Here is a 25672-nt window from a genome sequence, read left to right on the forward strand (position 1 = left end):
GCTTGTTGTTATAATGAAGATAAGTTGAATTTAATCAGCTCAATACATATACGAAAAAGGAGTCAACTTTATCATGCTTACAGGCTTATACCACACACATGCTTCTTCCTGGGCAATCCTGATCATTCTGTTTTTGATCAGTTATTTCATGAACAAGCAGAAGATATCTTTGATGCTGCAGAGGCTGTTTTACATCGTTATGGTCGGAAGCGGTGTCGGCATGCTGATCCTTGGCCATTATTCATGGATGTTCTTTTTGAAGGGCGTACTCGCCATCATCCTGATTGGATTAATGGAGATGCTTGTAATTCGCAAAAAGAAAGAGAAAAAGCATGGAGCTTTATGGATTCCTTTTATTATCATCCTGATTGCCATTCTGGGAATTGCATATAGTTAATCAACAGCTAATTTTTTAGCTGTTTTTTTCTTGCTTAGATATGACATCTTGGCCTGTTAGCGTTATAATGTATCAGTGTGAAAAATATTAAGGAAATATTAAGGAAGCATTCCTATAATATGCTGAGTAATTAATATCTGCGGGTTTCAAAACCTCTGCCGGATTGGTATATGAATAGCAAACCATAAGACAGATGCCAAAAAAAATCATCAATTGCTAAAGGGCTTCATAGCATAGGTTATTGTTAAGATATTGTAAAAGCCACGTAAATAAGACCTTGACGGAATTCAAAAAAGGGTTATAATTGTTTATTATTCCAAAAATGACCCAATTTTGTGTTCTAAAATTAGAGAGGATGTTCTGAATGGAAGGCTTAAAAAAGATAGGGAGCAAGCTTTACAGCCATAAGCTTTCTTTTTTCTATCTAGCGGTATTTCTATTTTGGATCAAGACATATGCTGCTTACAAACAGGAATTTAACTTAGGAATCAGCAACAGTATTCAGGAATTTCTGCTGTTCATCAACCCCGTCAGTTCTGCACTGTTCTTCTTTGCATTTGCATTGCTGCGTAAGGGACGAGCAAGAAACAGGCTCCTGATCGGAATCAATTTCATTCTGTCTTTTATCTTATATGCGAACATCGCATATTACCGCTTCTTTAATGACTTTATTACCCTGCCGGTCTTGACGCAGACAAAAAATAACGCCGGTGATTTGGGGAACAGCATCGCTGCCCTGATTCACCCGACTGATATCCTTTATTTCCTTGACACTATTATTTTACTGCTTCTGCTGGTGTTCAAGAAGGTAAAGCCGATTACCGAAGCACGGCTGCGCGCCCGTTCAGTATTTGCTGTTTTCGCCTCGGCAGTAATCATCTTCCTTGTAAACCTGGGCCTTGCTGAGACAGACCGCCCGGAATTGTTGACAAGGACGTTCGATAGAAACTATCTGGTAAAATATTTAGGAACGTATAACTATACTGTTTATGATATGATTCAAAGCACTAAGTCCTCTGCACAGCGTGCACTGGCTGACTCTGATCAGATTACGGAGGTTGAAAATACGGTCAAGTCGTCTTATGCTGAACCTAATAAGCAGTACTTTGGCAAGGCAAAGGATATGAACGTAATATATATTTCCCTGGAATCCCTGCAAAACTTCATTATCGACTATAAGCTTAACGGCCAGGAAGTTACTCCATTCCTGAACTCGCTGACCAAGGATAAGAATACTTTCTACTTTAATAATTTCTTCCATCAGACTGGCCAGGGTAAAACCTCTGACGCTGAATTCATGATGGAGAACTCATTATACCCGCTGCCGCAGGGAGCTGTGTTTACAACCAAAGCTCAAAACACCTATCAGGCACTTCCGGGAATCCTGAAGACCAAAGGCTATACATCCGCCGTATTCCACGGGAATTACAAGTCCTTCTGGAACAGGGAAGAGATGTACAAATCATTTGGTTATGATAAGTTCTTTGATGCCAACTATTACAGCATGACAGAAGAGAACACGATCAATTACGGCATGGAAGACAAACCGTTCTTCAAGGAATCCATGCCGCTGCTTCAAAGCTTGAAACAGCCGTTTTACAGCAAGTTCATTACGCTGTCCAATCACTTCCCATTCAATATGGACGAAGAGGATGTAACTTTCCCGGCAGCACAGACGTCTGATAAGGTCGTAAATCAATACTTCCAGACTGCTCACTATATGGACCAATCCATTGAACAGTTCTTCAATGATCTTAAGACATCCGGACTGTATGACAATACGATGGTCGTAATGTATGGGGACCATTACGGTATCTCGGAAAACCATAACAAGGCCATGGCTGAGGTGCTCGGCAAGGATATCACGGATTTTGAGAATGCCCAGCTCCAGCGTGTGCCGCTATTCATCCATGTTCCCGGCGTCAAAGGGAATGTTGTTGAAAAATACAGCGGTGATGTTGATGTCAGGCCGACCGTGATGCATCTGCTAGGATTGGAATCAAAGGATTACCTCCAATTCGGATCAGATATCCTGTCCAAAGATTTTGAAGAATTAGTGCCATTCAGAAACGGCGATTTCATCTCGCCTAAGTACAGCGAAGTTGATGGTAAATGCTATAAAAATGCAACAGGTGAACCGGTTGTAGAGAAAGAAGCATGTAAAGCATTGGAGGACCAGGCAACCTCCGAGCTTGAAATGTCAGATAAAATGGTTTATGGGGATCTTTTAAGGTTCTACGATCCAGCTGGATTTAAAAAGATCAATCCCGCAGATTATGATTATTCTTATCCTGAAAAAAAGGAAAATGAATAAAAAGAAAAAAGCAGCCAGCTTTCTGAACTGCACCCCAGATGTTAGACACATGGTCTACATCTGGAGGTGCAGTTTTTATTATATTCAACTGTATAAATACTACGGTGAATTACTATTGAAAAACGCTATACAACTTATGCGGCAGAAGATAAACTGAATTAATTCAATACAGGATCGACAATGGGACGTCTGTTAGAGGATGACAGCGATTATTAATATCTCAACTCCTTCTGCCTCAGGAAAATGTGAAAAACCATTTTGAATGGAAGGAGCAGACGCCCTGATACCCATGAAAAAGGACAAAAGATTACGGGAAGAATACATCCAAAAACCTAAAAGTAAGGTTTATGCAGAGAAACCAAATCAGAAGTGGGTAACGGATGTAACTGGTTTTAAATAATTCGGGGAAAAGCTGGACATATCTCCTATGCTTCATGTACATAATAGTAAAGTGAATGCTTATACATTAATTCACGGCCTGCTTATTATCAGATAATTGGGAGGCTTAGGGTACCGCAGTCAAAAGTATACGAGTGGGGAATTCAAGAAAGAAATATGGGATTATTGCCGGAAGTCCCAATCTAAATAAAAACCCTCGATAATTCCTATTAGGATAATCGAGGGCTGAAAATCTTTATGGCCGTTATGGCAGTCTCCATCAATCTCAATGAATGGCCGAAACTGAACGGTACGTACTGTGGACGTGGGTTAGTCGTCCCCTCCTGCAAGATAAGGAGATGATTGTTAATAGTCGTTTAAATCATTCTTTAGACTATTACCCGGCATCAGTTTTTTTTCACTGGAGGATTCATCCTTGGAATGTTCTCCTTCTCTTTCTTCTTTTTTTTCTTCACGTATGTCTTCAAGAGGCAGGTCATCTGCAGGCATAAGCAGCTGGTCACGTTCAAGCTGTTTTTGCTGGCTTTCCCTGAAAGCTTTATTTTTGTCATTTCTCTCTTCTAAGGTTCGTTCTTTTTCTCTATTGTCCATTTTTATTGTCACCCTTTGGATTTTTAATTTTAATTTACTTTTCCCTAAACTTTCTGTATAAAACGTACTGGCTATAATGACCGTATTCTAAAATGTTAAATTAGGATAATTTTACTGCATATTTCTTCTTTTTTTGACATAATAGTTGATTTTTTTCATAAATAGTATTATATTAGGAAAGTAATTTAATTGAATAAACAGAATATTTAGACTAACATGATGAGATGGGAATAGGAGGATTTATGAGTGTATTTAGAAAGAAATCCATTCAAGCTTTACTAAGTGAGACCAGTAAAAAAGATATTCAGCTCAGCAAGGATCTCGGTGCCTTTGATTTAACCATGCTGGGAATCGGGGCGATCATTGGTACTGGAATTTTCGTGCTGACAGGTGTGGCTGCGGCTGACTATGCCGGGCCTGCACTTGTATTATCGTTTGTTTTATCCGGGCTTGCCTGTGTTTTTGCGGCTTTATGCTACGCGGAGTTTGCTTCTACAGTGCCTGTTTCAGGAAGTGCGTATACATACAGCTATGCGTCTTTCGGGGAATTGATTGCCTGGATCCTGGGCTGGGATCTGCTTCTGGAATACGGATTTGCCTCGTCTGCAGTAGCAAGCGGCTGGTCGGGTTATTTTCAGGGCCTGCTCGCCGGATTTGGCATCCACTTCCCGCATGCCCTTACAGCAGCTTATAATGCAAAAGAAGGAACGTATGTTGATTTACCTGCCATCATTATAATTGTTATTATAGCGTTCCTTCTGACACAGGGAGTCAGAAAATCAGCAAAGTTCAATACAGTCATGGTAATTATCAAAGTAACTGTCGTACTTTTATTCATAGCGGTGGGTGTATGGTACATTAAACCGTCGAACTGGCAGCCGTTCATGCCTTTTGGCTTTGATGGAGTGACCGCAGGTGCTGCTACAGTATTCTTCGCTTATATTGGTTTTGATGCAGTATCAACCGCGGCAGAAGAAGTGAAAAACCCGCAGAGGAATATGCCTATTGGTATCATCTCTTCCCTGGCGATATGTACTGTCCTATATATCATCGTTTCATTGATCCTGACAGGAATTGTTCCTTATACTCAGCTTGGAGTTAATAATCCGGTAGCATTTGCGTTGAATTATATTAATCAGGACTGGGTGGCAGGCTTCATTTCGCTTGGTGCAATCACGGGTATCACTACAGTGCTCCTGGTTATGATGTACGGCCAGACCCGTTTGTTCTATGCAATCAGCAGGGACGGCCTGCTTCCAGGTGTGTTCTCAAGGGTCAGCAAGAAAAACAATACTCCAGTCTTCAATACATGGATCACTTGTGCAATTGTAGCGTTTTTTGCAGGAGTGCTGCCGCTTGAAGATTTGGCAAAATTGACGAATATCGGTACACTCTTTGCCTTTATCATGGTATCCATCGGGATTCTATATCTAAGACGCTCCAATCAAGCGCCTAAAACTGGCTTTAAGGTTCCATTTGTTCCGCTTATTCCGATTCTTGCGATTTTATCCTGTGGATATCTTTCACTGCAGCTGCCAAAAGAAACTTGGACCGCCTTTGCCATCTGGCTGGTAATTGGACTGGTTGTTTACTTTGCATATGGCAGGCGCCACAGTAAATTGAATCAATGATAAAAAGCAAAAGCCGGTGTAGCCGGCTTTTGCTTTTTAATTTTCCCCCGCTGCTGGCATGAAAGAGTGTCATTAAATCAATTCCTGCCAAATATGATTAAGAAAGCACTAATTTAAGCGGCTCTAAAAAAAACTTTGGTAGCCCCATAGTATATATAGTAAAATATATATACTATGATAGGAAATGGAAGGATAATATGAAACTTGGGTCCATCATTAAATATTACCGCCTTAAAAACCATATGACTCAATCCGAATTGGCGCAAGATATTTGTTCCATCTCCCATCTGAGCAAAATTGAAAACAACAGTTACGATGGAAATGCCGAGACGGTTGAACTTCTTCTAAAGAAACTTAATGTGAATATGGAGAAGGAAGAAGAGAAGTATGAAGATATTAAAGAACTTTTGCAGGATTTTTATCAGTCGATGGTTTATTACGACATAGATGAGGCTAATCGTATTTGTGAAACACTTATAAATATGGAAGAGTTTGCTTCATCAACTGATTTAATTAACCAATACCACTTATATATGTATAAATACTATATACTTAACAGAAATATTGTTAAGATTAACCAATGTCAAAGGGTTATTGAAAAATTACAAAGTAGCTTTTCTCCTTTTGAGAATGTATTAGCTTCCTTTTTGTTTGGTGTTGCACTTATTGGTCAAAATAAAGTTTTAGAAGCGAATGATCAATTTGTAGCGTTAATGTCGTATAACCAAACAGAAGCTATAACTTTTAATGGGGAGTTATATTACCAAATTGCTTTATGTGCAAGTATCTTGAATGATGCTGAAAAAAGTATTATTCAAGCCAACAAAGCATTAGATATCTATCAAAATGAAAACAATTTAATGCGAATAATTCATACTAAAATGCTGTTAGGCATCGGTTACTCGCGATTAGAGATGTTTGAAGAAGCATCAGAAAACTATAAAACTCTTATTAGATTGACCAAACTTTTGAATAAAAAAGATATTTACTATCATGTTTTAAATAATTACTCCACAATGTTAAATGAAAAGGGCGAGTATAAAAAGGCAAAAGAACTAATGATTGAGTGCACTAAATACTTTAAAAGAGGTAGTATAGAGTATATTGTGAATAAACTGGGCTTAATCGAAATATTAATCAATATGGATGCCAACAAGGAAGAAATTAACAAATTAATTGATGAAGTTCATGAAGTATGTAATAATAAAAATCATAAAAAGTACATTATGTTAGCTAAGATGTTCAAATATAAGTTATTTTCCCAACCTAAATATTATGCTTATTTGGAAAATATAGTGTATTCTTATCATATAGATAATTATCAGTTTAATGAAGCGCGAGATGTTGCGTTACAACTAGCGAAAAGATTTCAAGAAACAGGTGAAGTTGATAAATCGCTAGATTACTATAATAAATATATTGAGTTATCGGAAAGGAGCAAAAAAATATGAAGAAAGTTATTGCTGGTCTTGCATTTGGAACAATATTAGTAGGGGTTTTAAGTTTTTCGTCTTTTGAAAATACAAACAATGTAGCAATTCAAAAAGTAACTCCTCTAAAGATCGAAGTTATTCAGCCGCCATATTAATAAAAATCACTGAAATTTTCCCAATACAAAAGTCACGGGAAAACCCTTATAATGAGGTCAAAGAATAAAGACAAGTCATCTAAGACTTGTTTTTTTCATTCAAGGAGTCTTGGCTGAATGAATGATCTTAATTTAGGAGGGATTTTCCGTGACAGCAAAAAGTGAAAAAATTACACTGCATGACATCAACGAAATGCTTGAAAAGTTGGACCTCTTGCTAGATGAAGCCAAACTGGACTATCCAGAGACCTATGAGGAAGCAGTCAGCAGCTACTAATCATATATGTTCGACTAAAGAGGAGCATGAGTAATCATGCTCTTTTGCTTTGTCCTGCGCATATTATGAATTGACCAATTTTTCCGATTGATTTTTGTGTGGGCAGTAGTATAATTTTCTAGGTATACAGATTGGGAGACTAACAAGGTGGAGGTCCGGGAGGGCACATCTATTTCCATAAATGTATCCGATAAGCTGACTGATTTTAAAGGAGTTGATATTTTGATGAGCCATGGTTCCATTGAACCCGATCCAGATCATTCGCCAGGGGAAGTCTGCTGTATTCTTTTAGTTAGCGGGAATGATTTTCTAATAAATATCAGCCCTTTAAAAGGTAGAGCTGCTTCCTCGGCGTAAACAGGAGGAAAGCAGGAGACATGATTGAATATTTTATGACTGCAGAAAGCGGAAGGATAGAGAAGGTGGCGGAAATCCAAAAAGGCTGCTGGATCAATATGCTTTCGCCAAATGAGGAAGAAATTAAACTGGTTTCAAACAGGCTGGAGATCCCTGAGCATTTCTTTAAGGATGCACTGGATGATGAGGAAAGGTCGAGGATTGAACGCGAAGAGCAAAATGTATTGATCATTGTGGATTTTCCTTATATCGCACGCGATGATGCCGGATTGCACATTTATGAAACAATACCAATCGGCATGATCATCACGCCTGAATGCTTTATAACGGTATCATTAAAGGAAACCCCCATCCTTATGGATTTCAAGAATGATAAGGTTAAAGGGTTCTTTACCTATAAGAAGACTAGATTCGCCCTGCAGATTCTTTTTGTCATATCGTCTTATTATCTGCGGTATCTCAAACAAATCAATAAGAAGACCGATGAAGCGGAAAGGGAGCTTCATCAGTCCATGAAAAATAAAGAGCTTTATACGTTCTTGTCCCTGGAGAAAAGCCTGGTTTATTTCACCACTTCCCTTAAATCGAATAAAGTGGTGCTTGAGAAGATGCTGAGGCTGAATACTCTCAAGATGTACGAAGAAGATAAGGAATTGCTTGAGGATGTTATCATTGAGAATACCCAGGCCATTGAAATGGCGGACACTTATAGTTCCATATTAAGCGGTATGATGGATGCCTTTGCTTCCATCATATCCAATAATCTGAATATTGTAATGAAGTTCCTGACATCCATCACCATCATACTGTCGTTTCCGACGATGGTTGCAAGCTTTTATGGAATGAATGTTGCCCTGCCTTTTGAAAAGAGTCCCCATGCCTTTTTTATTACAATGGGGTTTGCGGTGTTCCTCTCTGCGATGACCACCTTGATTTTCTGGAAAAGAAAATATTTCTGACATGAAGGCGGCCGTTTTTTACGGCCGCCTTTTTCGGTGTTTGAATATGCCTAAAATGGCGGGGAGCGCAGGAATTCTATTATAATAGGGATACATAGAAAGGGATTTTGCCAAATGCGAAAAAAATGGGTCATGTTACTGCCTGTCATTAATATAGTATATATATGCCGGCGCACCTGGTTGTGCTGCTGCATTACGGTGAGTGCGTAATGGGCTGGACAGAGAATTTCTGGGATCCTGTCCTTCTCTCAATCAAGGTCAGTCTAGTTTCACTCATCATCGTTTTTGTACTGGGTACGGCTGCGGCGAGGTTCCTGGCAGGGAAGAAATCCAGGTTCATGGCGGTTATTGAAACGGTGTTTATCCTTCCAGTCGTCCTTCCTCCAACGGTCATTGGTTTCCTGTTGATTGTCTTTTTTGGCAGGAACGGAACCGGGGGAGCGTTCCTTGAAAAGTGGTTTCATTCCCAGATTATTTTTACATGGCAGGCGGCAGTCATTGCCGCGGTTGTTGTCTCATTTCCATTGATGTATCAATCAGCACGGGCCGGGTTCGAAAGCATAGGCGAAGACATTGAAAATGCAGCCAGGATTGACGGAGCCGGTGAATGGAGAGTGTTCCTCAGCATATCACTGCCGCTCTGCATTAAATCACTCTTTGCGGGAATCACGCTGAGCTTTGCCAGGTCACTGGGTGAATTCGGGGCGACACTCATGTTTGCAGGCAATATTCCAGGGGAGACCCAGACGGTTCCAACAGCCATCTATATGGCCATGGAGTCGGGAAATAATAAGCTGGCATGGGCCTGGGTATTAATGATTGTATTGATCTCATTCCTTCTTCTGTTGTGCTTGAGGCTGTCGAATAAAAACTAAAAAAGCCCCCGGCAGATTGCCTGAGGGCTGATGGTTTTATTGAAAGTAATTATAAAGTCCGTCGTATATTGCTTTTGCCAGGGCTTTCTGGAAACCGTCCGTCATGATGTAGTCCAGTTCAGCTTTGTTAGAGATGAAACCAAGCTCCAGGAGAACTGCCGGCCTGCTGTTTTCTCTGATTACATGGAGGCTTTGTGACTTAACTCCGCGGTTTCTTAATTTTGAAGCCTCAACCATTTCTTTATGGATGGCATCTGCAAGCTTTTTATCTTTTGCATTGGAATAATAAAAGGTCTCAATTCCATTTGCCGACGATGCTGTGCTGGAATTGTAATGGACACTTACAAAAGCATCCGCCTTATATTTCTCCGCCACATCCACGCGGCTTTGCAATGAATTAAACGTGTTGCTGCTTCTTGTCAGGATGACATTTGCGCCTGCTGATTTAAGCAGGGCTGCTGTCTTCTGTACCATCATAAGCGTAAGATCTTTTTCATTGATGTATTTTTTTAATGATGGACTATAACCGACGGCACCTGGATCTGAACCGCCATGTCCAGCGTCCAATACAATCGTTTTACCCTTGATGCCGGAGCTGCCAGACACATTGTATGTGACCAGCCATCCGGCGACCCATGCTGTGCTTTTGTCAGACAGCTGTATTTTCACCCAGCCGTTGGATTCGCCGACTTTTGTGAAGGTGGCGCCGGAATCGACGGTATCCACCACTTTATAGTTTGTACCCGGTCCGCTGCGGAGGTTTACATCATTTGAGGTGATTTTAACCTTTTTCAGTGTTTGGGCTGGAGGAAGCGGCACTGCGGGCGGCTTCGGGGCTGCTGGTGCTTTGGAGGTCAAATATTTATTTGAAACCCATCCAGTTTTGCTGCCGTATATAATTTTAGACCATGTACCGCTTTTTGAGACTTCCGTAACTTTTCCGCCTTTGCTGATTGTTCCAAGCGATGCGGAGTTTGCAGAGGCGCTTTTACGGATATTAAGGCTGCTTGCGCTGACATAGTAAGTTTTTGGCTTGACAGTGGTTGATGGCTTAGCAGCTGCCGGTGCTTTTGTGGTCAGGTATTTATTTGCTGCCCATCCGGTTTTGCTGCCATATGTTACCTTTGACCAGGAGCCGCTTCTGGAGAGCTCTGATACTTTTGCGTTTTTTGGCATCGAAGCAATGAAATCTGATGTGGCATTTGCGCTCTTCCTGAGATTCAGGCTTGAGGCAGTCACATAAAATGTCTTAGGTTTAGCTGATACTGCTCTAGGTGCTGCGGTGTTGACAGGGGTCAAAAAATCAGTGGACACCCATCCAGATTCTTTATTCGGATAAGTGATTTTGGCCCATCCAGTTTTGGAGTCTGTGATCTTAACCTGCTGTCCCTTAGTTAGCTTCCAAAGGATAGTTGATTTTGTGGTAGGCAGAGTCCTCACGTTCAGGATTGTGGCGTTTACTTTTGCCTCCTGGAAGCCTGCTGCACTGCCCTGGCTTAAATTGACGAAGAGAAGATTGGCGAAGACAATAAAGCTGATGATGATGATTGAAAAAATTCTCTTGATTATACTCACCTCTTATATTCCATTTTTAGTAGATTTCGCTATCTTTATTGGAAGCTATTTCTACTATACTATGAAATTCGGTGAAAAAAAGGGAATTTAGTCAAAAAATGTAGGACTTTTACTTTATTTTGGAGAAAAAAAGGGGATTTTGGGTTTAAAATTGCTTATGGAGGGTAATGACTTTTCTCCCATTCCCCTTACATTTTATACAAGGCTTGGAGAAGAATTGTAAAAAAGGGACCTTTCCCCGGCCTTGACAATGCCTGCATAGTTCAATCAATTTCATGGTATTTCCTCCTTGAAGCGAAAATATTGTGGAGTGCCTTCTGAACACAGTATACCCAAGTTTCCAGAAATATACTGATGAATGTTTATGTATTAAAGGCTGGGTTATAACATTTTTGAAAAAGGAGAATGTACATGCTGTCTAAGCTTGAAGCTTTGATCCTGGGGATTATACAAGGTTTGACTGAGTTCCTGCCCATCAGCAGCACCGGCCACCTCTATCTGGGGAGGCATTTATTCGGACTGGAGGAAGCAGGCCTGCTGCTGGACACGATGATGCATGTCGGGACCCTGCTGGCTGTTTTTGTATTTTACAGGCAGGAATTCATCCGGATTCTGAAAAACCCTTTTGGCAGGCTGACATGGCTGCTTGCGGCAGGTACGGTGCCGGCCGTGTTCGCTGGGCTCCTGTTCAGTGATTTCTTCGATGAAATTTCAAAAACAGGGGTGACCATAGGCTGGGAGTTCTTGATTACCGGCCTGTTTTTATGGTTTGCTGAATCCATTAAAAAGGGAAGAAAAAGAATGGATGATATTACATACGGAGATGCCTTTTTTATAGGAATATTTCAGGCGCTTGCAATCTTTCCCGCCATATCCCGTTCCGGATTCACCATGGCAGCTGCGCTGTTCCGGAAACTCGACAGGGAGACGGCAGCCTACTTTTCCTTTTTGGTATCGACTCCTGCCATCATCGGGGCAATCATCCTCCAGTCGAAGGACTTGATGGAAGGGCAGGCTGAGAGCATTCCGCTGGGATCACTCCTGGTTGGGATAGCTGCTTCGGCGGTTTTTGGCTATGCAGCTGTCCGGTGGATGATTTCATATCTGAAAAGGCGTTCCTTGAGGGTATTTGCCGTTTATGTCTGGATTCTCGGAGGAATAATTCTGTTCATGCAGTATACAGGGAAATTTTAGCACTGGCTTGAAGGAGGCGGGATTTTAACTTTTTTGAAAAACTGTTGGCAGGGATATGCAGGAGAGGAATGGATTATGTCTATTAAATGGCTTTGGGGCATTGTGCTGCTTGTAATTGTAATCGTGATTGTACCATATTCGTGGACCTTGATATTCGCATTTATCACAGCTGTCTTTTTGGAGAGCCTGGTGTCCCCTTTGCAGTGGAAGGCCAAACTCTCAAGACACTGGTCTGTCCTTGCGAGCTTCCTGATTTATCTGGGGTTGCTCATTTCACTGGTCTACTTTTGTGTAAGCGTGCTGATCAAACAAATTATCAATTTATCCGAAATTGCCCCGGGGTTTGCCAGGGAACTGTATCAGACCGTATTCATCAAGTATATCTATAAGTGGGAAAACTATTCAGAATCGCTTCCAAAAGACGTGATCATTTCCATTGAAGATACGATGGAGCGCGGGATAAGCGGGCTTGAAGTGTTCTTTCAGAAACTTGTCCAGGGAATTATCGGACTTGTGACATTGATACCCGGTTTTTTGATTGAGTTTCTCATTTATATGGTCGCGCTGTTCCTGTTCAGTCTGGAGCTGCCGCGGATCAAACGAAGAATCAAGGAGTACTTAAAGCCTGAAACGGCAGGGAAGGTTTCGCTCGTCTATAACGACCTGACGAAGGCCGGAATCGGTTTCTTGAAGGCACAGGTCATATTAAGCGTTGTGACCTTCGTGATGGCATTTATCGGGCTTTCGATCCTGAAGGCACCGTATGTCCTATTGCTTTCCATTCTGATTGTGTTTGTGGATATCCTGCCGATATTAGGTACAGGCTCCGTACTGGTACCCTGGGCGGTCATTGCAATCCTGCAGGGTCAGCAGGGGCTTGGGATTGGGTTGATCATCCTATTCATCATTATCACTGTGGTAAGGAGAATCATAGAGCCCAAGATATATTCCACCAATATGGGTCTCAGCCCATTAGCCGCCCTGATCAGCCTTTACCTGGGCTTTAAGCTGATAGGATTTGCCGGCTTATTCCTTGGCCCCGCCCTTGTCATTGTGTTCGATACACTGAAACGGGCAGGAGCGATCCGTCTAAACTTTAAGCTATAGAGTTCAATAAACCATAAAAAAAGGCTGCCTTTCGATATGCGGGGGCAGCCTTTTTTTATGGTTATGATACAATCTCGGTCTGCGGAGGTGCGATGCCGGACAGATTTTCGTCTGCAGCCTCAGCCTTTTCCTCCTGGGGTGACTTTGTTATTTCTATATACCTGATGTGATGTTCTTCCATCTCGATGACCCTGAAGTCATAATGTCCAATGGAGAGTGTATCTCCCTGCTGGATCTCGAAGTTTTCAGTCAGCACCCAGCCGCCGATAGTATCTACGTCCTGATCATTGATTTCAAGGCCCAGAAGATCATTCACTTCACTGATCAGCACCTTGGATTCAATGATAAAATGGTCGTTCTCAAGCTTTCTGATCATCGGTATTTCATCAAGGTCGAACTCATCGCGGATGTCCCCGACAATTTCTTCCAGAATATCTTCAACGGTCACAAGTCCTGAAGTGCCTCCGTATTCATCCATCAAGACGGCCATATGAATCCGTTCCTTCTGCATTTTCAACAGAAGATCATGGATAGGGATATTATCAATGACCCGGATGATAGGGCGGATATAGCCCTGGATCTTTTCATCAGCCAGATTGCTGTTTGAAATCATGTCGGTGAAGATTTCTTTGACATTCACCATCCCGATTACATGGTCCTTGTCCCCGTCTATGATGGGATAACGGGTAAACTTTTCCTCCTGTACGATGGAGAAGAGTGTACCGATTGAATCATCATTCGACAGGGTGACAATCTCGGTCCGCGGCACCATGATTTCCTTGGCAATGCGGTCATCGAATTCAAAGATCTTATTTACGTACTTATATTCAGATTGGTTTATCTCGCCGCTTTTATAGCTGTCAGATAAAATGATGCGCAATTCTTCTTCAGAATGTACAATATCGTGCTCGGAAACAGATTTAAATCCCATAAACCTGGTTACTAATCTGGCAGAACCATTCATGATCCAGATAACCGGATATAGAATTTTATAGAATAGCATCAATGGCCTTGCGGCGGCAAGGGTGATCCATTCAGCTTTCTGGATGGCAATGGTCTTCGGAGCAAGCTCTCCGATCACTACATGGATGAACGTAATGATGGAGAACGCGATAATCACTGATATTGCCTGTTCTGCCCCTCCAGGTAGATGGAGGGCAGACAACAGGGGGCCAAGCAGGTGCTCGAAGGTCGGTTCCCCCAGCCAGCCGATTCCAAGGGCCGTGATGGTTATGCCCAGCTGGCAGGCAGAGAGATATTCGTCGAGACTGCTTATAACCCTCTTTGCAGGGACGGCATTCATTTTTCCTTCTTCAATCAGCTGGTCTATCCTTGAGCTTCTCACTTTTACAATAGCAAATTCTGAAGCTACAAAAAAGGCAGTCAAAGCAATAAAAATGGCGATGAAAACCAAATTAAATATGTCCAAATAAGGTTCCTTCCCCCGAGTGGCAGGAGAAAGGAGGTCACCTCCTGAAGTTTTAGGTTTTATGGATAACCTGTGTAAAACTGTACAGCCTCCAAAGGCGTGCCAATAAGGAAGTACAGTCCTCTAAAATGGGATGCTGCATGATTATTAAAGCACAAAGCCTGTATTTCTATTCCTGCCCCATCCAATCACCCCATCCCTGAGAATTAAGTATAAGTATAGAAAATCTTGCTTATTCAGTCAATTCTCATGAAAACTATAAATACTACATTTATATGGAATTTCAATACCTGTTATTAAAGATTTTTAAACTATTTTGAAAAAACATGAGCGTCCCTGGGCTGCTTAAGCTGCTTTTAGACCAGCCTGATGATACCCGATTCCTTATGAGGCAGCAAGTTGTGAAGTTTCATTTGGTGAATCATGAAGAACAGTTTTTCCATTCCCGCCGGCCGTATAAGACCAATTTGAGCTGATTTATCATTCATTTATGTTTTAAAGGGAAGATTAGAACCATTTCTATTTAAATCGAGAGCCAAATTGGTTCTAAGGGAATGTTTAAGACCAATTTGACCTGATTTCTCGGTTTTTTAGGTTCTAAAGGAATGATTAGGACCCTTTTTTATTTAAAGCGAAAGCCATTTAGGTTCTAAAGGAATCATTAAGAACAGTTTAAGCTGTCCCTTCAACAATTTTTGTCTAGAATCCTTGTATAAAGTATGGAATATAGTAATATTTGGTATAGGTGCAAGCTCAGGGCAATCAAGCCTGTTTCCGTATTTCTCCTTTTCCTGCCGGATAAGTTAAGTTTAAATTAAGGAAAGTCTGGGAATATGTAAGGGACAACATCAACCATTTATATCGTGGAATGAGGTGAGCTTTTTGGAAAGCGAAATGATGATCAAATTCCAAAGCCAGGGGATTAAAATAGAGAAAACAAAATCAAGGATGGATGTATTTAAAAAGCTGTTTAAATTGGATCCCAGCTTACTCTCCATTGCCGCCCGCGACTCCCGTGACCAGCTCCCGCAGACAAAGGAGCCAAAGAAATAACGGGTCAAGGCTGAAAACGCACCCAAAACGGTGTGTTTTTTTATGTGTGCATAATTTGGTAATAAAAGTGAAAGAGGGGGAGTAATCTTTAATGAAGTTTGTCCTTGTTTTCAAATAGTTCTAAATCAGGTATGCTAGTACTATTGTCAGTTTAGTTTATAAAAGGGGATTGTAATGAAAGAAATTATAATGGAGCTGTTAGCATTCTTTGCGGGGCTTGGATACTTTGGTGTAGCGCTTGGGCTTATGGTTGAAATCATACCAAGTGAAATTGTGCTCGGGTATGGAGGATATTTGATCTCCTTAGGAAAGATTAATTTTGCGGGGGCTGTGATTGCGGGGGTTATAGGCGGTACGCTTGCCCAGCTTTTCCTGTATTGGGCAGGCTATTTTGGCGGCCGGCCATTTCTTGAGAGATATGGGAAATATATATTAATTAAAAACCATCATATCGACATGGCAGAAAAGTGGTTTGAAAAGTATGGGGGAGGAGTGGTATTCAGTGCCAGGTTCATTCCGGTGGTGCGCCATGCTATTTCCATTCCGGCAGGCATTGCCAGGATGTCAGCCCTGAAGTTTACTGTATATACAGTAGCTGCGATCATCCCGTGGACCATCGGCTTTCTTTATCTTGGGACAGTACTTGGTGAAAATTGGAGCCATATTAAAGAAGCGGCTGCACCATATGTGACACCGTTCATAGGTTTGGCTGCAGTGAGCATCGTACTTTACCTGCTCTGGAAACGAAAAAAAGCCCCTCCAGTGGTGACAGTACGTAAAATCAAAAAATGATAAAAAACGGAGGAGGCAGCCCTTGGCATGGGCGCCTCCTTATTTTTTTAATCCAGATCTTCCTGCATTTCAGCATCCTTGGCTTTTCTTAAAACCTCAATATATTTTATTGAATGGTCCTCCATTTCAATAACCTTGAAAGTGTAGTCCTCCCATTCAACAGAGTCGCCTGTCTGAATATCATAATTCTCAGTGAGCACCCAGCCGCCGATCGTATCGATATCATCTTCTTCCAGATGCAGGCCGATTAGGTCATTCACTTCTGTTATTAATACCTTTGAATCAAAGATATAATGATCATCCCCCAGCTTCCGGATTTCAGCGATTTCATCCAGATCAAACTCATCACGGATTTCGCCAACGATCTCTTCCAGTATATCTTCCACCGTCACAAGTCCCGAAGTCCCGCCATACTCATCCATGAGAATCGCCAGATGGATCCGTTCCTTCTGCATTTTGACAAGGAGGTCATGAATAGGAATGTTTTCAATCACTCTGATGACCGGCCGGGTATAGGTTTCAAGGGTGGCGCTCAGGTCCTGAGTCCGGACAAGGTCATAAAAAACTTCCTTGATGTTCAGCATCCCGAGAACATGATCTTTATCTCCATCCACGACAGGGTAGCGGGTGAATTGCTCTTCATTGGCTATCTTAATGAATTCCTCTATAGTATCTTCCTTCATCAGGCTTACGATTTCTGTTCTTGGAACCATGATTTCCTTGGCAAGCCGGTTATCGAATTCAAATATTTTGTTCACATACTTGTATTCAGATTGATTGATTTCACCGCTTTTATAGCTATCTGACAAAATGGACCGGAGCTCTTCCTCTGAATGGGCCATTTCATGCTCGGAGGCAGGATCGAGGCCGAACAGCCTTGTAAAAAGGTTGGCCGACTTATTCAACGTCCAAATAAAAGGGAAAGCAATCCGGTTGAACCAGATCAGCGGCCCCGCTACCCCAAGGGCGATTCTTTCCGTTTTATGTATGGCAAATGTTTTCGGTGCAAGTTCTCCTGTAACTACGTGTAAAAAGGTAATGATCAGGAAAGCCACGGTAAAGGAAATGAGATGACTGAGCTGGGAAGGAAGGTCCAGCCTATGAAAAACAGGCTCGATCAGCCTCTGGATGGTTGGTTCTCCGAGCCAGCCAAGCCCGAGGGAAGTCAAAGTGATGCCCAATTGGCAGGCAGACAGATATTCATCAAGGTCTGCTACCACTTTACGGGCATTGACTGCCCGGCGGTCCCCCTCCTCAGCAAGCTGATCAAGGCGGGTAGTCCGTACCTTGACGACTGCGAATTCAGAAGCTACAAAAAATGCCGTAATGGCAATAAGCACAAATACTAATAATAAGCTGATAAGTTCCAAATTAATCCCCTGATCTATCCGCCAGGGAGCCACCTCCCGAATCTACGTATCAACACCAATGCCCAGAAAAAACTGCCCCCTTGTCAGGGGCTCCTGCATGCATCATTAGTGTTTATTTAAATACCTATAAGTATAACAACAATACATCAGCGGGTGCAGATGAAAAAAATCAGCCCGCCGAATTACTGCCGGCAGGCTAAAAGCGGGGTATATTCAGCGTGCAACCAGGACAGAGCACGGCGCATCTTTTACAACAGCCTCACTTACACTTCCAGAAAAAAACCGCTTCAATCCGCTTTTTCCGCTGCTGCCCACAATCAGAAGGTCCACCCTGTTTTTTTCCGCGAACTGGCAGATTGCTTCCGCCGTACTGCCGTCCAGTATTTCAAAATCCGCTTCCGCTGCACTTAGTCCCAGTGTATCCTTAACTTTATTTTCAGTTTCAGCAAGGTGATCCGCCTGCGGCCATGCCCCGCGGTCAGCCCCTGGCTGATCAAACATGATTGGCGGAGAAACTACGGGCTGCATCTGCGTGGGGTCCACATACAGATTTTCCTTTGCCATAGCGGGGTGAGGACCGGATGCATCATCGGCGGCAGAATCATAAACATGCAGGACAGTAAGCTTTGCATCCACATTGTCCTTTTTCATGGCTGCGGCCATTTCCACTGCTTCCTTACCGGCAATGGTACCATCATAAGCGACTGCAATATGGGTAAATGCGTTCATAATCAAGCTCCTCTCCATTCATTTTTTGTCATGAGCTTTGATGATACTGATATATACCCAAATAAACAGGAACCTGACACCTGTTTCATAAATTTGCAGAGCGGAAAAAATGAGTCTCATTTAGGTCTTAAGCACCCTTAAGCATAGCAGCTGTTCCATCGGTGGTATCAGGCATGTCTGCTGCAGGCCAGTCGGCTTAGCGGGCGCAGGGCACCTCCGGAGGGTAAAGCGGCTGTTTGGGCGGGTAAACAGATCACTTAAGTTAGTAACCGCCCATCGGGGGAGTCTGGTGAAGGGTGTTTCAGCGGTTTTATTCAAAAGAAATTAATGGAGATGATTTTATTCTGGTTTATTTTTTTTCTGACGCCAGCAAGAAAAGTCACCCGGCTGTCTTCCAGGAGGCAGAATGACCAGTGCGGAAGCTGATCAGCTCTCCTGATTTAACTAAATAGATGTAGAAAACTATTTCCCAAAGTGAAGGTCGAGGTGTGAACATGAATGGGACGGGGTAAAGGAATCATACTAATATACACGTTTTTCCAGATCAGGGGGAGTACCATGAAAGGTTTATTCACTTTTTTTTCCAAAGCGTCGTCGAAGCATGCCGCAAAAAGAATCCTTCAAATTACCGCGCTGGCTTCTTCTATTTCCGCTCTTACTGTTGCGGGATTCCTGCACTTTGCAAAACCTCAGGCTGATATCAGCCAATTGAAAAATACCATGTACCAGCCCACTTATATCTATGACCACAAAGGAGAGCTGGCCAGTACCATAACAGCCAACAAGTCTGAGACTATCCCGATTGAAAAAGTGCCGCAGCACGTCAAGGATGCGGTGGTAGCAATTGAGGACCGTCGTTTCTATGAGCATGGCGGGATTGATTATAAGGGGATCTTCCGGGCAGCCGTCACTAACATGAAAGCAGGAGGTGTTGTCCAGGGCGGCAGTACCCTAACTCAGCAGCTGACAAAAAACTCGCTGTTAAGCTCTGAACGGACTTATAAGCGTAAAATCAAAGAATATTTCCTTGCTAAGGAAGTGGAACGGAAATTTACAAAGGATGAGATACTGGAGATGTATCTTAATCAAATCTATTTCGGTCATGGGGCATGGGGAATCAAAAAAGCGGCCCAGATTTATTTTGGCAAGCCGGTTGAAGAGTTGACGGTTTCTGAATCGGCGCTCCTGGCAGGCCTTGTCAAGGCACCGGGAGATATGGATCCCTATAAGAACAGAGAAAAGGCCATAAAAAGGCGGAACCTTGTCCTGTCGGAAATGAAGGAATATAAATTTATTAACAAGGATACCTATGCTTCCGCCGCTTCTGAAAAAGTTATCTTAAAAAATGCAGGTGGAGAGGGAGATGCTCTTAAAGGAAGATATCCCTATTACATTGATACGGTATTTGAAGAAGCAATCAAAACGTATGATATAAATCAGGACGAGCTGTTAACCGGAGGCTATAAGATATACACAGCCCTCGACCAGGATATGCAGGCAGCCGCCGAGGAGGTTTATAAGGAGGATTCATTCTTCCCGGATTCGAGCAGCGGAACTCTGGTCCAGAGCGGAACAGTTCTTATAAATCCTAAAAATGGCGGAATCAATGCGGTTGTGGGCGGCCGAGGAGAGCATACTTTCCGGGAGTTCAATCATGCAACACAGCTGAAAAGGCAGCCGGGTTCAACCATGAAGCCGCTGGCTGTCTACACGCCGGCATTGGAAGAAGGTTTTGGCATCAATTCGTCATTGAAGGATGAAAAAATGGATTTCGGGGACTATCAGCCTGCGAATTATAATGATAACTACAGAGGCAGGGTCCCCATGTATGAGGCGCTTCAGGAATCCTTAAATGTGCCGGCAGTCTGGCTGTTAAATGAAGTCGGCATTCAGAAGGGCATGGATGCGGTCAAAAAGTTTGGCATAAATTTGTCTGCTGAAGACAGGAAGCTTGGACTTGCTCTTGGCGGCACAACTTCCGGAGTGTCGCCTCTCGATATGGCAGAAGCTTATTCAGCCTTCGCGAATGGCGGAATCAGGAATGAATCGCATGCCATCTTGAAAATCGTGGACTCTGAAGGCAAGGAAGCAGCACGTTTTAAGTCAGCGGAAACCAAGGTCACAAGTGCTGGAAATGCCAGAAAAATGACGGCGATGCTGATGGGTGTCGTGCAGAACGGAACTGGAGCTGCAGCTGCTGTGGATGGATGGGAGATCGCCGGCAAGACAGGAAGCACGCAGGTGCCGATTGAAGGAATTGACGGGGTGAAGGACCAATGGTTTGCAGGTTATTCGCCTGTTGTCGCAGGCGCTGTATGGCTGGGCTATGATCACACAGACAAAGACCATTACCTTACCACCACCAGCAGTGAAGGGGCTGCACCCTTATTTAGAGAAATCATGACAAGAGCGCTTCAGCATAAAAAACATAAATCCTTCGGCGTGAAAAGCATAGAGGAATATAAAAGGGATGAAAGAGAAAAGGAAATCAAGAAATTCTGGAAAAAGCAAAAAGATAAAGTGAAGGATAAGTGGAATAAATGGACAGGACCCTACAAGAGCGAGAAGGAAGGAACCGGAAACTCTGACAGCCAGTCTCCAAAAAAGAACGATGAAAAAGAGCCTGGCCAGCCGGAGGTCCTGACTGAACCTCAAACAAGCTCCCCTTCTGCAGGGGAAATTAATAAAAAGGAAGAACCAAATCCGGAATCAGAACCAAAACCGAAACCAGAACCGAAACCGGAACCAAAACCGAAACCAAAACCGAAACCAAAACCAGAACCTAAGCCCGAAAAAGAACCAGGCAAAACTGGAGGAGCTAATGGAGGAAAAGCAGAGCCGCCAAAGCCTCGGGCTGAACCACCTGCAGAGCCAGAACCTGAAGAACCTGAACCGGAAACTCCTGATCCGCCGCAGCCGGAAAAACCGCAGCCTCCAGAGCCTGAAGAACCAGAACCAGGTACACCAGAGCCAAGGGAACCTGATAAGGGCGGAGGAGAAACAAATGTAAAACAACCGGCTGAGGCAAGCCACTCCCCAGCCTCCCAAAAAGTCAGGCCAGGGCAGGCAAGTAAGCCAAAGTCAAAACAGCCAGATCCGTAAATGGGTCTGGCTGTTGTTGTTGTTATCAGCTTGATCACAGCAGGAATCCCTTGTGCGAAATCAATTTTATGTATTGGTGCCAAAAAAAATCAGGTGTACAAGAGTCCCCCGGCAGAGACTTTTGTACACCTAATTTTTGGCAACAGGGTAATACTGCCCTTTTTTCAGGTCAATATCCTTGTTAGACTAAGATAAAGCATTTACGATAAAACCAATAACTACGATTGCACCAATAATCATTAGGATTGTGCGAAGCATGAAATCAACTCCATTCCGAGAGAAATTAATTGTATTTTTAATCGATCCTGCCTTTTTTATACGAAAAGACGATAGGCTGATGCCTGTTCCTCATGGCATATTAAAGCTGGATGGTATCAGTCGGGTTAAGGAAGTAGCGTGGAGCGACTGCCTGTTCCCGGGTTGGCGATGCAATATCCAATAGCTCCTGCATCTTTTCGCTGACATCCTGCCCTTCTACTATGATTTTCAAGGAATCACACTTATCAATAGTAAGCATGAACGATACAAGCTTTGACAGCTTTTTGGCATCTGTAAGCTTCTGGCTGCAAAGAAGGTAAACATTCCCATCATAGTTTTTGGCGGATTGGTAAAATAACATAATGTTTTTCATGGCCAGCTTTTCTTGTAATGAGATACTGGCAGAGATAATTTCATTCATACACTTGCTTCTCCTTTTATTATTTTTTATATAATAAAGTTTCTTGATTGTCAGATTTATATTTGTCTTACATTAGAAGTGAAACTTTGTTATGCCGGTTATTTACCCGGGAAGATAAAAAATGAAACCATCTGAAAAAATAAATGAAAAGGTATGCTGATATATTAATGAAGAAAAATTAAGGAGTTTTTTTGTCAATTTAAAGGGATTGGAAAAATTATGAAGAATTTAGTAGTTTAAATATTTGTTGCAGTTGAAAGGGGAATGCAGCACTGATGCTCACCATCATTAAAAATGGAGAAATATTTGCTCCTGAGTACCTGGGAAAAAAGGATATTTTGATTGCTGATTCAAAAATTGCAATGATTGATGAGTCCATAGAAGTTCCAGCTGGGCTTGAGGAAATCACAGTAGTCGTCGATGCAGCCCAAAAGCTCGTAGTACCAGGTTTCATTGATTCACATGTACATATTATGGGCGGAGGCGGCGAGGGCAGCTACAAAACAAGGACGCCGGAAATGCAGCTGACAGATGCTACACTGGCAGGTATTACAACTGTTATAGGAGTCATCGGTACAGATGGCACTACAAGAACCATGCCCAGTCTGATAGCAAAAGCAAGAGCCCTTGAGGAAGAGGGGATCACCAGTTATGTGCAGACTGGTTCGTATCAGGTTCCAGTAAAAACGCTGACTGGAAAAATTGAGGACGACATTATCCTGATAGATAAAGTGATCGGGGCAGGCGAAATTGCCATATCCGACCACAGGTCCTCACAGCCGACTGCAGAGGAGCTTGCCAGGATTGCATCAGCGGCCAGGCTCGGAGGAATGCTGTCTGGCAAGGCTGGAATTGTCAATATACATATAGGGGACAGCCGGGACCATTTCAAGGTGATAGAAGAAGCAGTCGAGAAAACCGACCTTCCCATACGGCAGTTTTATCCTACTCACGTTAACCGTAACCCCCACTTGTTTGAAGAAGCCATCCGATATGCAAAAAAAGGAGGCTATGTCGACTTCACAACGAGCACCATATCAAAATTCCTTGAAGGCGGCGAGATGAAGTGCAGCAAGGGGCTAAGGCTCATGCTTGAAGCAGGGGTCAGTCCGGACTCTATTACCTTCACCTCTGACGGGCAGGCATCCCTGCCTGATTTTAATGAAGAAGGGGACCTGGTCGGCCTCACCATCGGGAAATGTTCCTCGCTCTATAAGGAAGTCCGCGATGCAGTGCTCGACGAAGGAATTGCCCTTGAGACCGCCATTAAAGTCATTACCGAAAACCCTGCGGCCATCCTGAAGCTCACGAAAAAGGGAAGGATTGAAAAGGGCAGGGACGCTGACCTGGTGATTCTGGAAAAGAATACCCTTGAAATCAATACAGTGGCTGCCCTTGGCAGAATCATGGTACGTGATGGAAAAGCCATCGTTAAAGGTACATTCGAAAAATAAACTATGCAGAGAGCAGTTAAAAAAACTTCATGAATAGACATCAGCCTCTCCTTCTATGGAAAAGAGGAGTCGTATGTTAAAAACATTTGCTATCTTTCAGAATCCTTTATTCACAAAGCTCTTTTTTGCCAATTTCAGCTCACAGATGGGAAGTGTCATCGGAATCACGGCCTTCATGTTTTATCTGCTGGACCGATTTGCCGAAAACCCGGCATATGCGACAGTCTCAGAACTGATGTATGCCCTTCCTGCGTTAGCTGTATTTTTTTTGGTAGGTGTAATTGCTGACAGGATGGACAGGCAGATGATTGCAAAGAACTGTGATTGGATCTGCTTTGGGCTGACCCTGCTGCTTTTAGCGGCATTGAAAATTGGAATGATCTCGCTGATCTTTGCTGTTTTATTCCTAAGAAGCGGTGTACAGAAATTTTTTGCCCCAGCCCAATCATCCATTCTTCAGGGCGTGCTTGGGAAGGATGATTACACATCAGCAGCCGGCCTTAACCAGATGGTCCAAAGTCTGTTCATGCTGGCAGGCAATGGGCTTGGCGTTTTTTTTTACTGGAAGCTGGGAATATATGGGGCTATAGCCGTAGATGCGCTGAGCTTTATCATAAGCGGCCTTTTGATCAGTTTCTGCCGCATACCGGAAAAAGTGCGTATGCCTAATGGGGGGCATACGTTTCGGGATCTCGATATTAAATTGGTCCTGAACGATTTTAAGCAGGGTATGAAATACATATGGAACTTCAAACTGCTGCTTTCCCTCCTAAGCGGATTCTGCATTTTCGGCATTGTGAATGGCGGTTTTTCGGTTATGCCGATCTTCATATTGAAATACAAGCTTGAACCTGTACATTATGAGGAATATTCTATTATTCTGGGAGTCATTTTCGGTACCGGCATCCTGATAGGAAGTTTTGCGGCTTCTTCATTTGCCAGGAAGACGAAATTGATGAACTGCTTGATAGTCGGACTTGTCTTTTCAGGGGCATTTGTGGTCCTGTCAAGCTTTGCAGGCGGCACTCCATGGTTTTTGGCCGCCATTTTAGGTGCCGCCTTTTTCCTTCCCTTCTGTAATATCGCCCTCGGTGGCTGGATGCCGCGGATTGTAGATCCAAAGATGATGGGAAGGGTACAGGGATGGATTACCCCGCTTATGATGTTGTCCCAATCCCTTATGCTCGGGTTCATTTCATTTGCTTTCCCCCGTTTTATATCAATCGAGGGCTTGTACTGGATAACGGGCGGTTCTCTTATGTTAGTGAGCCTGATTTATGCATATCTGCTTCCTAAATATGCTGAAGACCCGCAGGGAGGAATGAAACCCGCACAGAATAGGGCAGTTTAAATAGTGATATAAATTCTAAAGGCGGCATATGGATAAAAGAGTCTACCGCTACAGTAGCTTAAAAAAGAAAAAATTGACAATATTTTAAAAGGATAGTAAAGTACAACAGAAGAAACTATTATGAAACGGAGGGCTGCGTCATGGCAAATGAAGTCAATGTAATCAAGAGAAAATTTATCCATGCGCAGCCTTGATATATTCCTAAAAGCCCAGTTACAGGCGTAATAGGTATAATCAGGCACAGGCTGCGGCACAATACCGCGACCTGTGCTTTTTTATGCCTTTGGCTCCACAAGGCTCACGCACTTTCCGCGTGGAGCCTTTTTTTACTTTTCATGGGTTTATTTCCCGGGTAAATGAGCATCCGCTCTTTCCAATATAAAAAATGGAGGTAAGTAAAATGAGAAATGGAGAACTTTTATTGATTGTCGGGGCAGTGGATCCAGACA

At 42.9% G+C, this 25672-nt stretch carries 21 protein-coding genes; 15 read left to right on the top strand and 6 right to left on the bottom strand.

Features of this window, described 5'->3' with window-relative positions:
- Positions 1 to 73 precede the first annotated feature (73 nt).
- Together V1501_RS04810 and V1501_RS04815 are read left to right on the top strand one after the other, a co-directional pair.
- The gene (locus V1501_RS04810) at positions 74 to 397 is read left to right on the top strand and encodes a DUF1516 family protein (RefSeq protein ID WP_409291692.1); all 324 of its coding nucleotides are present in this window, start codon (positions 74 to 76) and stop codon (positions 395 to 397) included.
- 364 nt (positions 398 to 761) lie between these two features.
- A complete protein-coding gene (locus V1501_RS04815) occupies positions 762 to 2711 on the top strand; it encodes an LTA synthase family protein (RefSeq protein WP_409291693.1) in 1950 nt (649 codons plus the stop codon).
- A 744-nt stretch (positions 2712 to 3455) separates the two neighbouring features.
- Here V1501_RS04815 and V1501_RS04820 read toward each other — a convergent pair.
- Positions 3456 to 3701, bottom strand: coding sequence for a hypothetical protein (locus V1501_RS04820; RefSeq protein ID WP_409291694.1), 246 nt, complete (start codon positions 3699 to 3701; stop codon positions 3456 to 3458).
- 242 nt (positions 3702 to 3943) lie between these two features.
- On the opposite strand from V1501_RS04820, the gene V1501_RS04825 reads away from it, so the two are divergent.
- The 6 genes from V1501_RS04825 (at position 3944) to modB (ending at position 9388) form a co-directional block, all read left to right on the top strand.
- The gene (locus V1501_RS04825) at positions 3944 to 5332 is read left to right on the top strand and encodes an amino acid permease (protein ID WP_409291695.1); all 1389 of its coding nucleotides are present in this window, start codon (positions 3944 to 3946) and stop codon (positions 5330 to 5332) included.
- A 197-nt stretch (positions 5333 to 5529) separates the two neighbouring features.
- Positions 5530 to 6783 (top strand): helix-turn-helix domain-containing protein, encoded by a 1254-nt coding sequence (locus tag V1501_RS04830; protein ID WP_409291696.1) that lies wholly within the window; start codon positions 5530 to 5532, stop codon positions 6781 to 6783.
- Positions 6780 to 6920 (top strand): hypothetical protein, encoded by a 141-nt coding sequence (locus V1501_RS04835; RefSeq protein WP_409291697.1) that lies wholly within the window; start codon positions 6780 to 6782, stop codon positions 6918 to 6920. The genes V1501_RS04830 and V1501_RS04835 overlap by 4 nt, the downstream gene beginning before the upstream one ends.
- Positions 6921 to 7068: 148 nt before the next feature.
- Positions 7069 to 7197: a hypothetical protein gene (locus V1501_RS04840; protein WP_409291698.1), complete on the top strand. Its 129-nt coding sequence runs from the start codon at positions 7069 to 7071 to the stop codon at positions 7195 to 7197.
- 377 nt (positions 7198 to 7574) lie between these two features.
- The gene (locus V1501_RS04845) at positions 7575 to 8513 is read left to right on the top strand and encodes a magnesium transporter CorA family protein (RefSeq protein ID WP_409291699.1); all 939 of its coding nucleotides are present in this window, start codon (positions 7575 to 7577) and stop codon (positions 8511 to 8513) included.
- A 209-nt stretch (positions 8514 to 8722) separates the two neighbouring features.
- Positions 8723 to 9388, top strand: a complete 666-nt coding sequence (gene modB, locus V1501_RS04850; RefSeq protein WP_409291700.1) for a molybdate ABC transporter permease subunit — start codon at positions 8723 to 8725, stop codon at positions 9386 to 9388.
- A gap of 36 nt (positions 9389 to 9424) precedes the next feature.
- Here the strand turns inward: modB and V1501_RS04855 are convergent, their stop codons facing one another.
- The gene (locus V1501_RS04855; RefSeq protein WP_409291701.1) at positions 9425 to 10963 is read right to left on the bottom strand and encodes an N-acetylmuramoyl-L-alanine amidase; all 1539 of its coding nucleotides are present in this window, start codon (positions 10961 to 10963) and stop codon (positions 9425 to 9427) included.
- A 414-nt stretch (positions 10964 to 11377) separates the two neighbouring features.
- Here V1501_RS04855 and V1501_RS04860 point away from each other — a divergent pair, with 414 nt between their 5' ends.
- Together V1501_RS04860 and ytvI are read left to right on the top strand one after the other, a co-directional pair.
- The gene (locus tag V1501_RS04860; RefSeq protein ID WP_409293256.1) at positions 11378 to 12157 is read left to right on the top strand and encodes an undecaprenyl-diphosphate phosphatase; all 780 of its coding nucleotides are present in this window, start codon (positions 11378 to 11380) and stop codon (positions 12155 to 12157) included.
- Between the two features lie 75 nt (positions 12158 to 12232).
- Positions 12233 to 13264 (top strand): sporulation integral membrane protein YtvI, encoded by a 1032-nt coding sequence (ytvI, locus tag V1501_RS04865; protein ID WP_409291702.1) that lies wholly within the window; start codon positions 12233 to 12235, stop codon positions 13262 to 13264.
- A gap of 61 nt (positions 13265 to 13325) precedes the next feature.
- Here ytvI and V1501_RS04870 read toward each other — a convergent pair whose 3' ends face one another.
- Complete coding sequence (locus tag V1501_RS04870; protein ID WP_409291703.1) at positions 13326 to 14693, bottom strand: hemolysin family protein; 1368 nt, start codon at positions 14691 to 14693, stop codon at positions 13326 to 13328.
- Between the two features lie 882 nt (positions 14694 to 15575).
- Here V1501_RS04870 and V1501_RS04875 point away from each other — a divergent pair.
- Both V1501_RS04875 and V1501_RS04880 read left to right on the top strand, forming a co-directional pair.
- The gene (locus V1501_RS04875; RefSeq protein WP_409291704.1) at positions 15576 to 15746 is read left to right on the top strand and encodes an Lmo0850 family protein; all 171 of its coding nucleotides are present in this window, start codon (positions 15576 to 15578) and stop codon (positions 15744 to 15746) included.
- Positions 15747 to 15920: 174 nt separating this feature from the next.
- Complete coding sequence (locus V1501_RS04880; RefSeq protein WP_409291705.1) at positions 15921 to 16538, top strand: DedA family protein; 618 nt, start codon at positions 15921 to 15923, stop codon at positions 16536 to 16538.
- 47 nt (positions 16539 to 16585) lie between these two features.
- On the opposite strand, the gene V1501_RS04885 is transcribed toward V1501_RS04880, so the two are convergent.
- Positions 16586 to 17908 (bottom strand): hemolysin family protein, encoded by a 1323-nt coding sequence (locus V1501_RS04885; RefSeq protein ID WP_409291706.1) that lies wholly within the window; start codon positions 17906 to 17908, stop codon positions 16586 to 16588.
- 213 nt (positions 17909 to 18121) lie between these two features.
- Positions 18122 to 18637: a universal stress protein gene (locus V1501_RS04890; RefSeq protein WP_409291707.1), complete on the bottom strand. Its 516-nt coding sequence runs from the start codon at positions 18635 to 18637 to the stop codon at positions 18122 to 18124.
- A gap of 558 nt (positions 18638 to 19195) precedes the next feature.
- On the opposite strand from V1501_RS04890, the gene V1501_RS04895 reads away from it, so the two are divergent.
- Positions 19196 to 21739 (top strand): transglycosylase domain-containing protein, encoded by a 2544-nt coding sequence (locus V1501_RS04895; RefSeq protein WP_409291708.1) that lies wholly within the window; start codon positions 19196 to 19198, stop codon positions 21737 to 21739.
- A 358-nt stretch (positions 21740 to 22097) separates the two neighbouring features.
- On the opposite strand, the gene V1501_RS04900 is transcribed toward V1501_RS04895, so the two are convergent.
- On the bottom strand, positions 22098 to 22418 hold the full coding sequence (locus V1501_RS04900) for an HPr family phosphocarrier protein (protein ID WP_409291709.1): 321 nt from the start codon (positions 22416 to 22418) through the stop codon (positions 22098 to 22100).
- A 275-nt stretch (positions 22419 to 22693) separates the two neighbouring features.
- On the opposite strand from V1501_RS04900, the gene iadA reads away from it, so the two are divergent.
- Both iadA and V1501_RS04910 read left to right on the top strand, forming a co-directional pair.
- Positions 22694 to 23872: a beta-aspartyl-peptidase gene (iadA, locus tag V1501_RS04905; RefSeq protein WP_409291710.1), complete on the top strand. Its 1179-nt coding sequence runs from the start codon at positions 22694 to 22696 to the stop codon at positions 23870 to 23872.
- Between the two features lie 73 nt (positions 23873 to 23945).
- Complete coding sequence (locus tag V1501_RS04910; protein ID WP_409291711.1) at positions 23946 to 25223, top strand: MFS transporter; 1278 nt, start codon at positions 23946 to 23948, stop codon at positions 25221 to 25223.
- Positions 25224 to 25672: the final 449 nt, after the last annotated feature.

This window comes from Paraperibacillus esterisolvens, assembly GCF_046237625.1.
GTDB lineage: Bacteria > Bacillota > Bacilli > Bacillales > DSM-1321 > Paraperibacillus > Paraperibacillus esterisolvens.

What these genes read in the sequence shown, in the direction of transcription:
- V1501_RS04810 (WP_409291692.1), top strand. Translation starts at nt 74, where the DNA reads ATGCTTACAGGCTTATACCACACACATGCTTCTTCCTGGGCAATCCTG.
- V1501_RS04815 (WP_409291693.1), top strand. Translation starts at nt 762, where the DNA reads ATGGAAGGCTTAAAAAAGATAGGGAGCAAGCTTTACAGCCATAAGCTT.
- V1501_RS04820 (WP_409291694.1), bottom strand. Translation starts at nt 3,701, where the DNA reads ATGGACAATAGAGAAAAAGAACGAACCTTAGAAGAGAGAAATGACAAA.
- V1501_RS04825 (WP_409291695.1), top strand. Translation starts at nt 3,944, where the DNA reads ATGAGTGTATTTAGAAAGAAATCCATTCAAGCTTTACTAAGTGAGACC.
- V1501_RS04830 (WP_409291696.1), top strand. Translation starts at nt 5,530, where the DNA reads ATGAAACTTGGGTCCATCATTAAATATTACCGCCTTAAAAACCATATG.
- V1501_RS04835 (WP_409291697.1), top strand. Translation starts at nt 6,780, where the DNA reads ATGAAGAAAGTTATTGCTGGTCTTGCATTTGGAACAATATTAGTAGGG.
- V1501_RS04845 (WP_409291699.1), top strand. Translation starts at nt 7,575, where the DNA reads ATGATTGAATATTTTATGACTGCAGAAAGCGGAAGGATAGAGAAGGTG.
- modB (WP_409291700.1), top strand. Translation starts at nt 8,723, where the DNA reads ATGGGCTGGACAGAGAATTTCTGGGATCCTGTCCTTCTCTCAATCAAG.
- ytvI (WP_409291702.1), top strand. Translation starts at nt 12,233, where the DNA reads ATGTCTATTAAATGGCTTTGGGGCATTGTGCTGCTTGTAATTGTAATC.
- V1501_RS04880 (WP_409291705.1), top strand. Translation starts at nt 15,921, where the DNA reads ATGAAAGAAATTATAATGGAGCTGTTAGCATTCTTTGCGGGGCTTGGA.
- V1501_RS04890 (WP_409291707.1), bottom strand. Translation starts at nt 18,637, where the DNA reads ATGAACGCATTTACCCATATTGCAGTCGCTTATGATGGTACCATTGCC.
- V1501_RS04895 (WP_409291708.1), top strand. Translation starts at nt 19,196, where the DNA reads ATGAAAGGTTTATTCACTTTTTTTTCCAAAGCGTCGTCGAAGCATGCC.
- V1501_RS04900 (WP_409291709.1), bottom strand. Translation starts at nt 22,418, where the DNA reads ATGAATGAAATTATCTCTGCCAGTATCTCATTACAAGAAAAGCTGGCC.
- iadA (WP_409291710.1), top strand. Translation starts at nt 22,694, where the DNA reads ATGCTCACCATCATTAAAAATGGAGAAATATTTGCTCCTGAGTACCTG.
- V1501_RS04910 (WP_409291711.1), top strand. Translation starts at nt 23,946, where the DNA reads ATGTTAAAAACATTTGCTATCTTTCAGAATCCTTTATTCACAAAGCTC.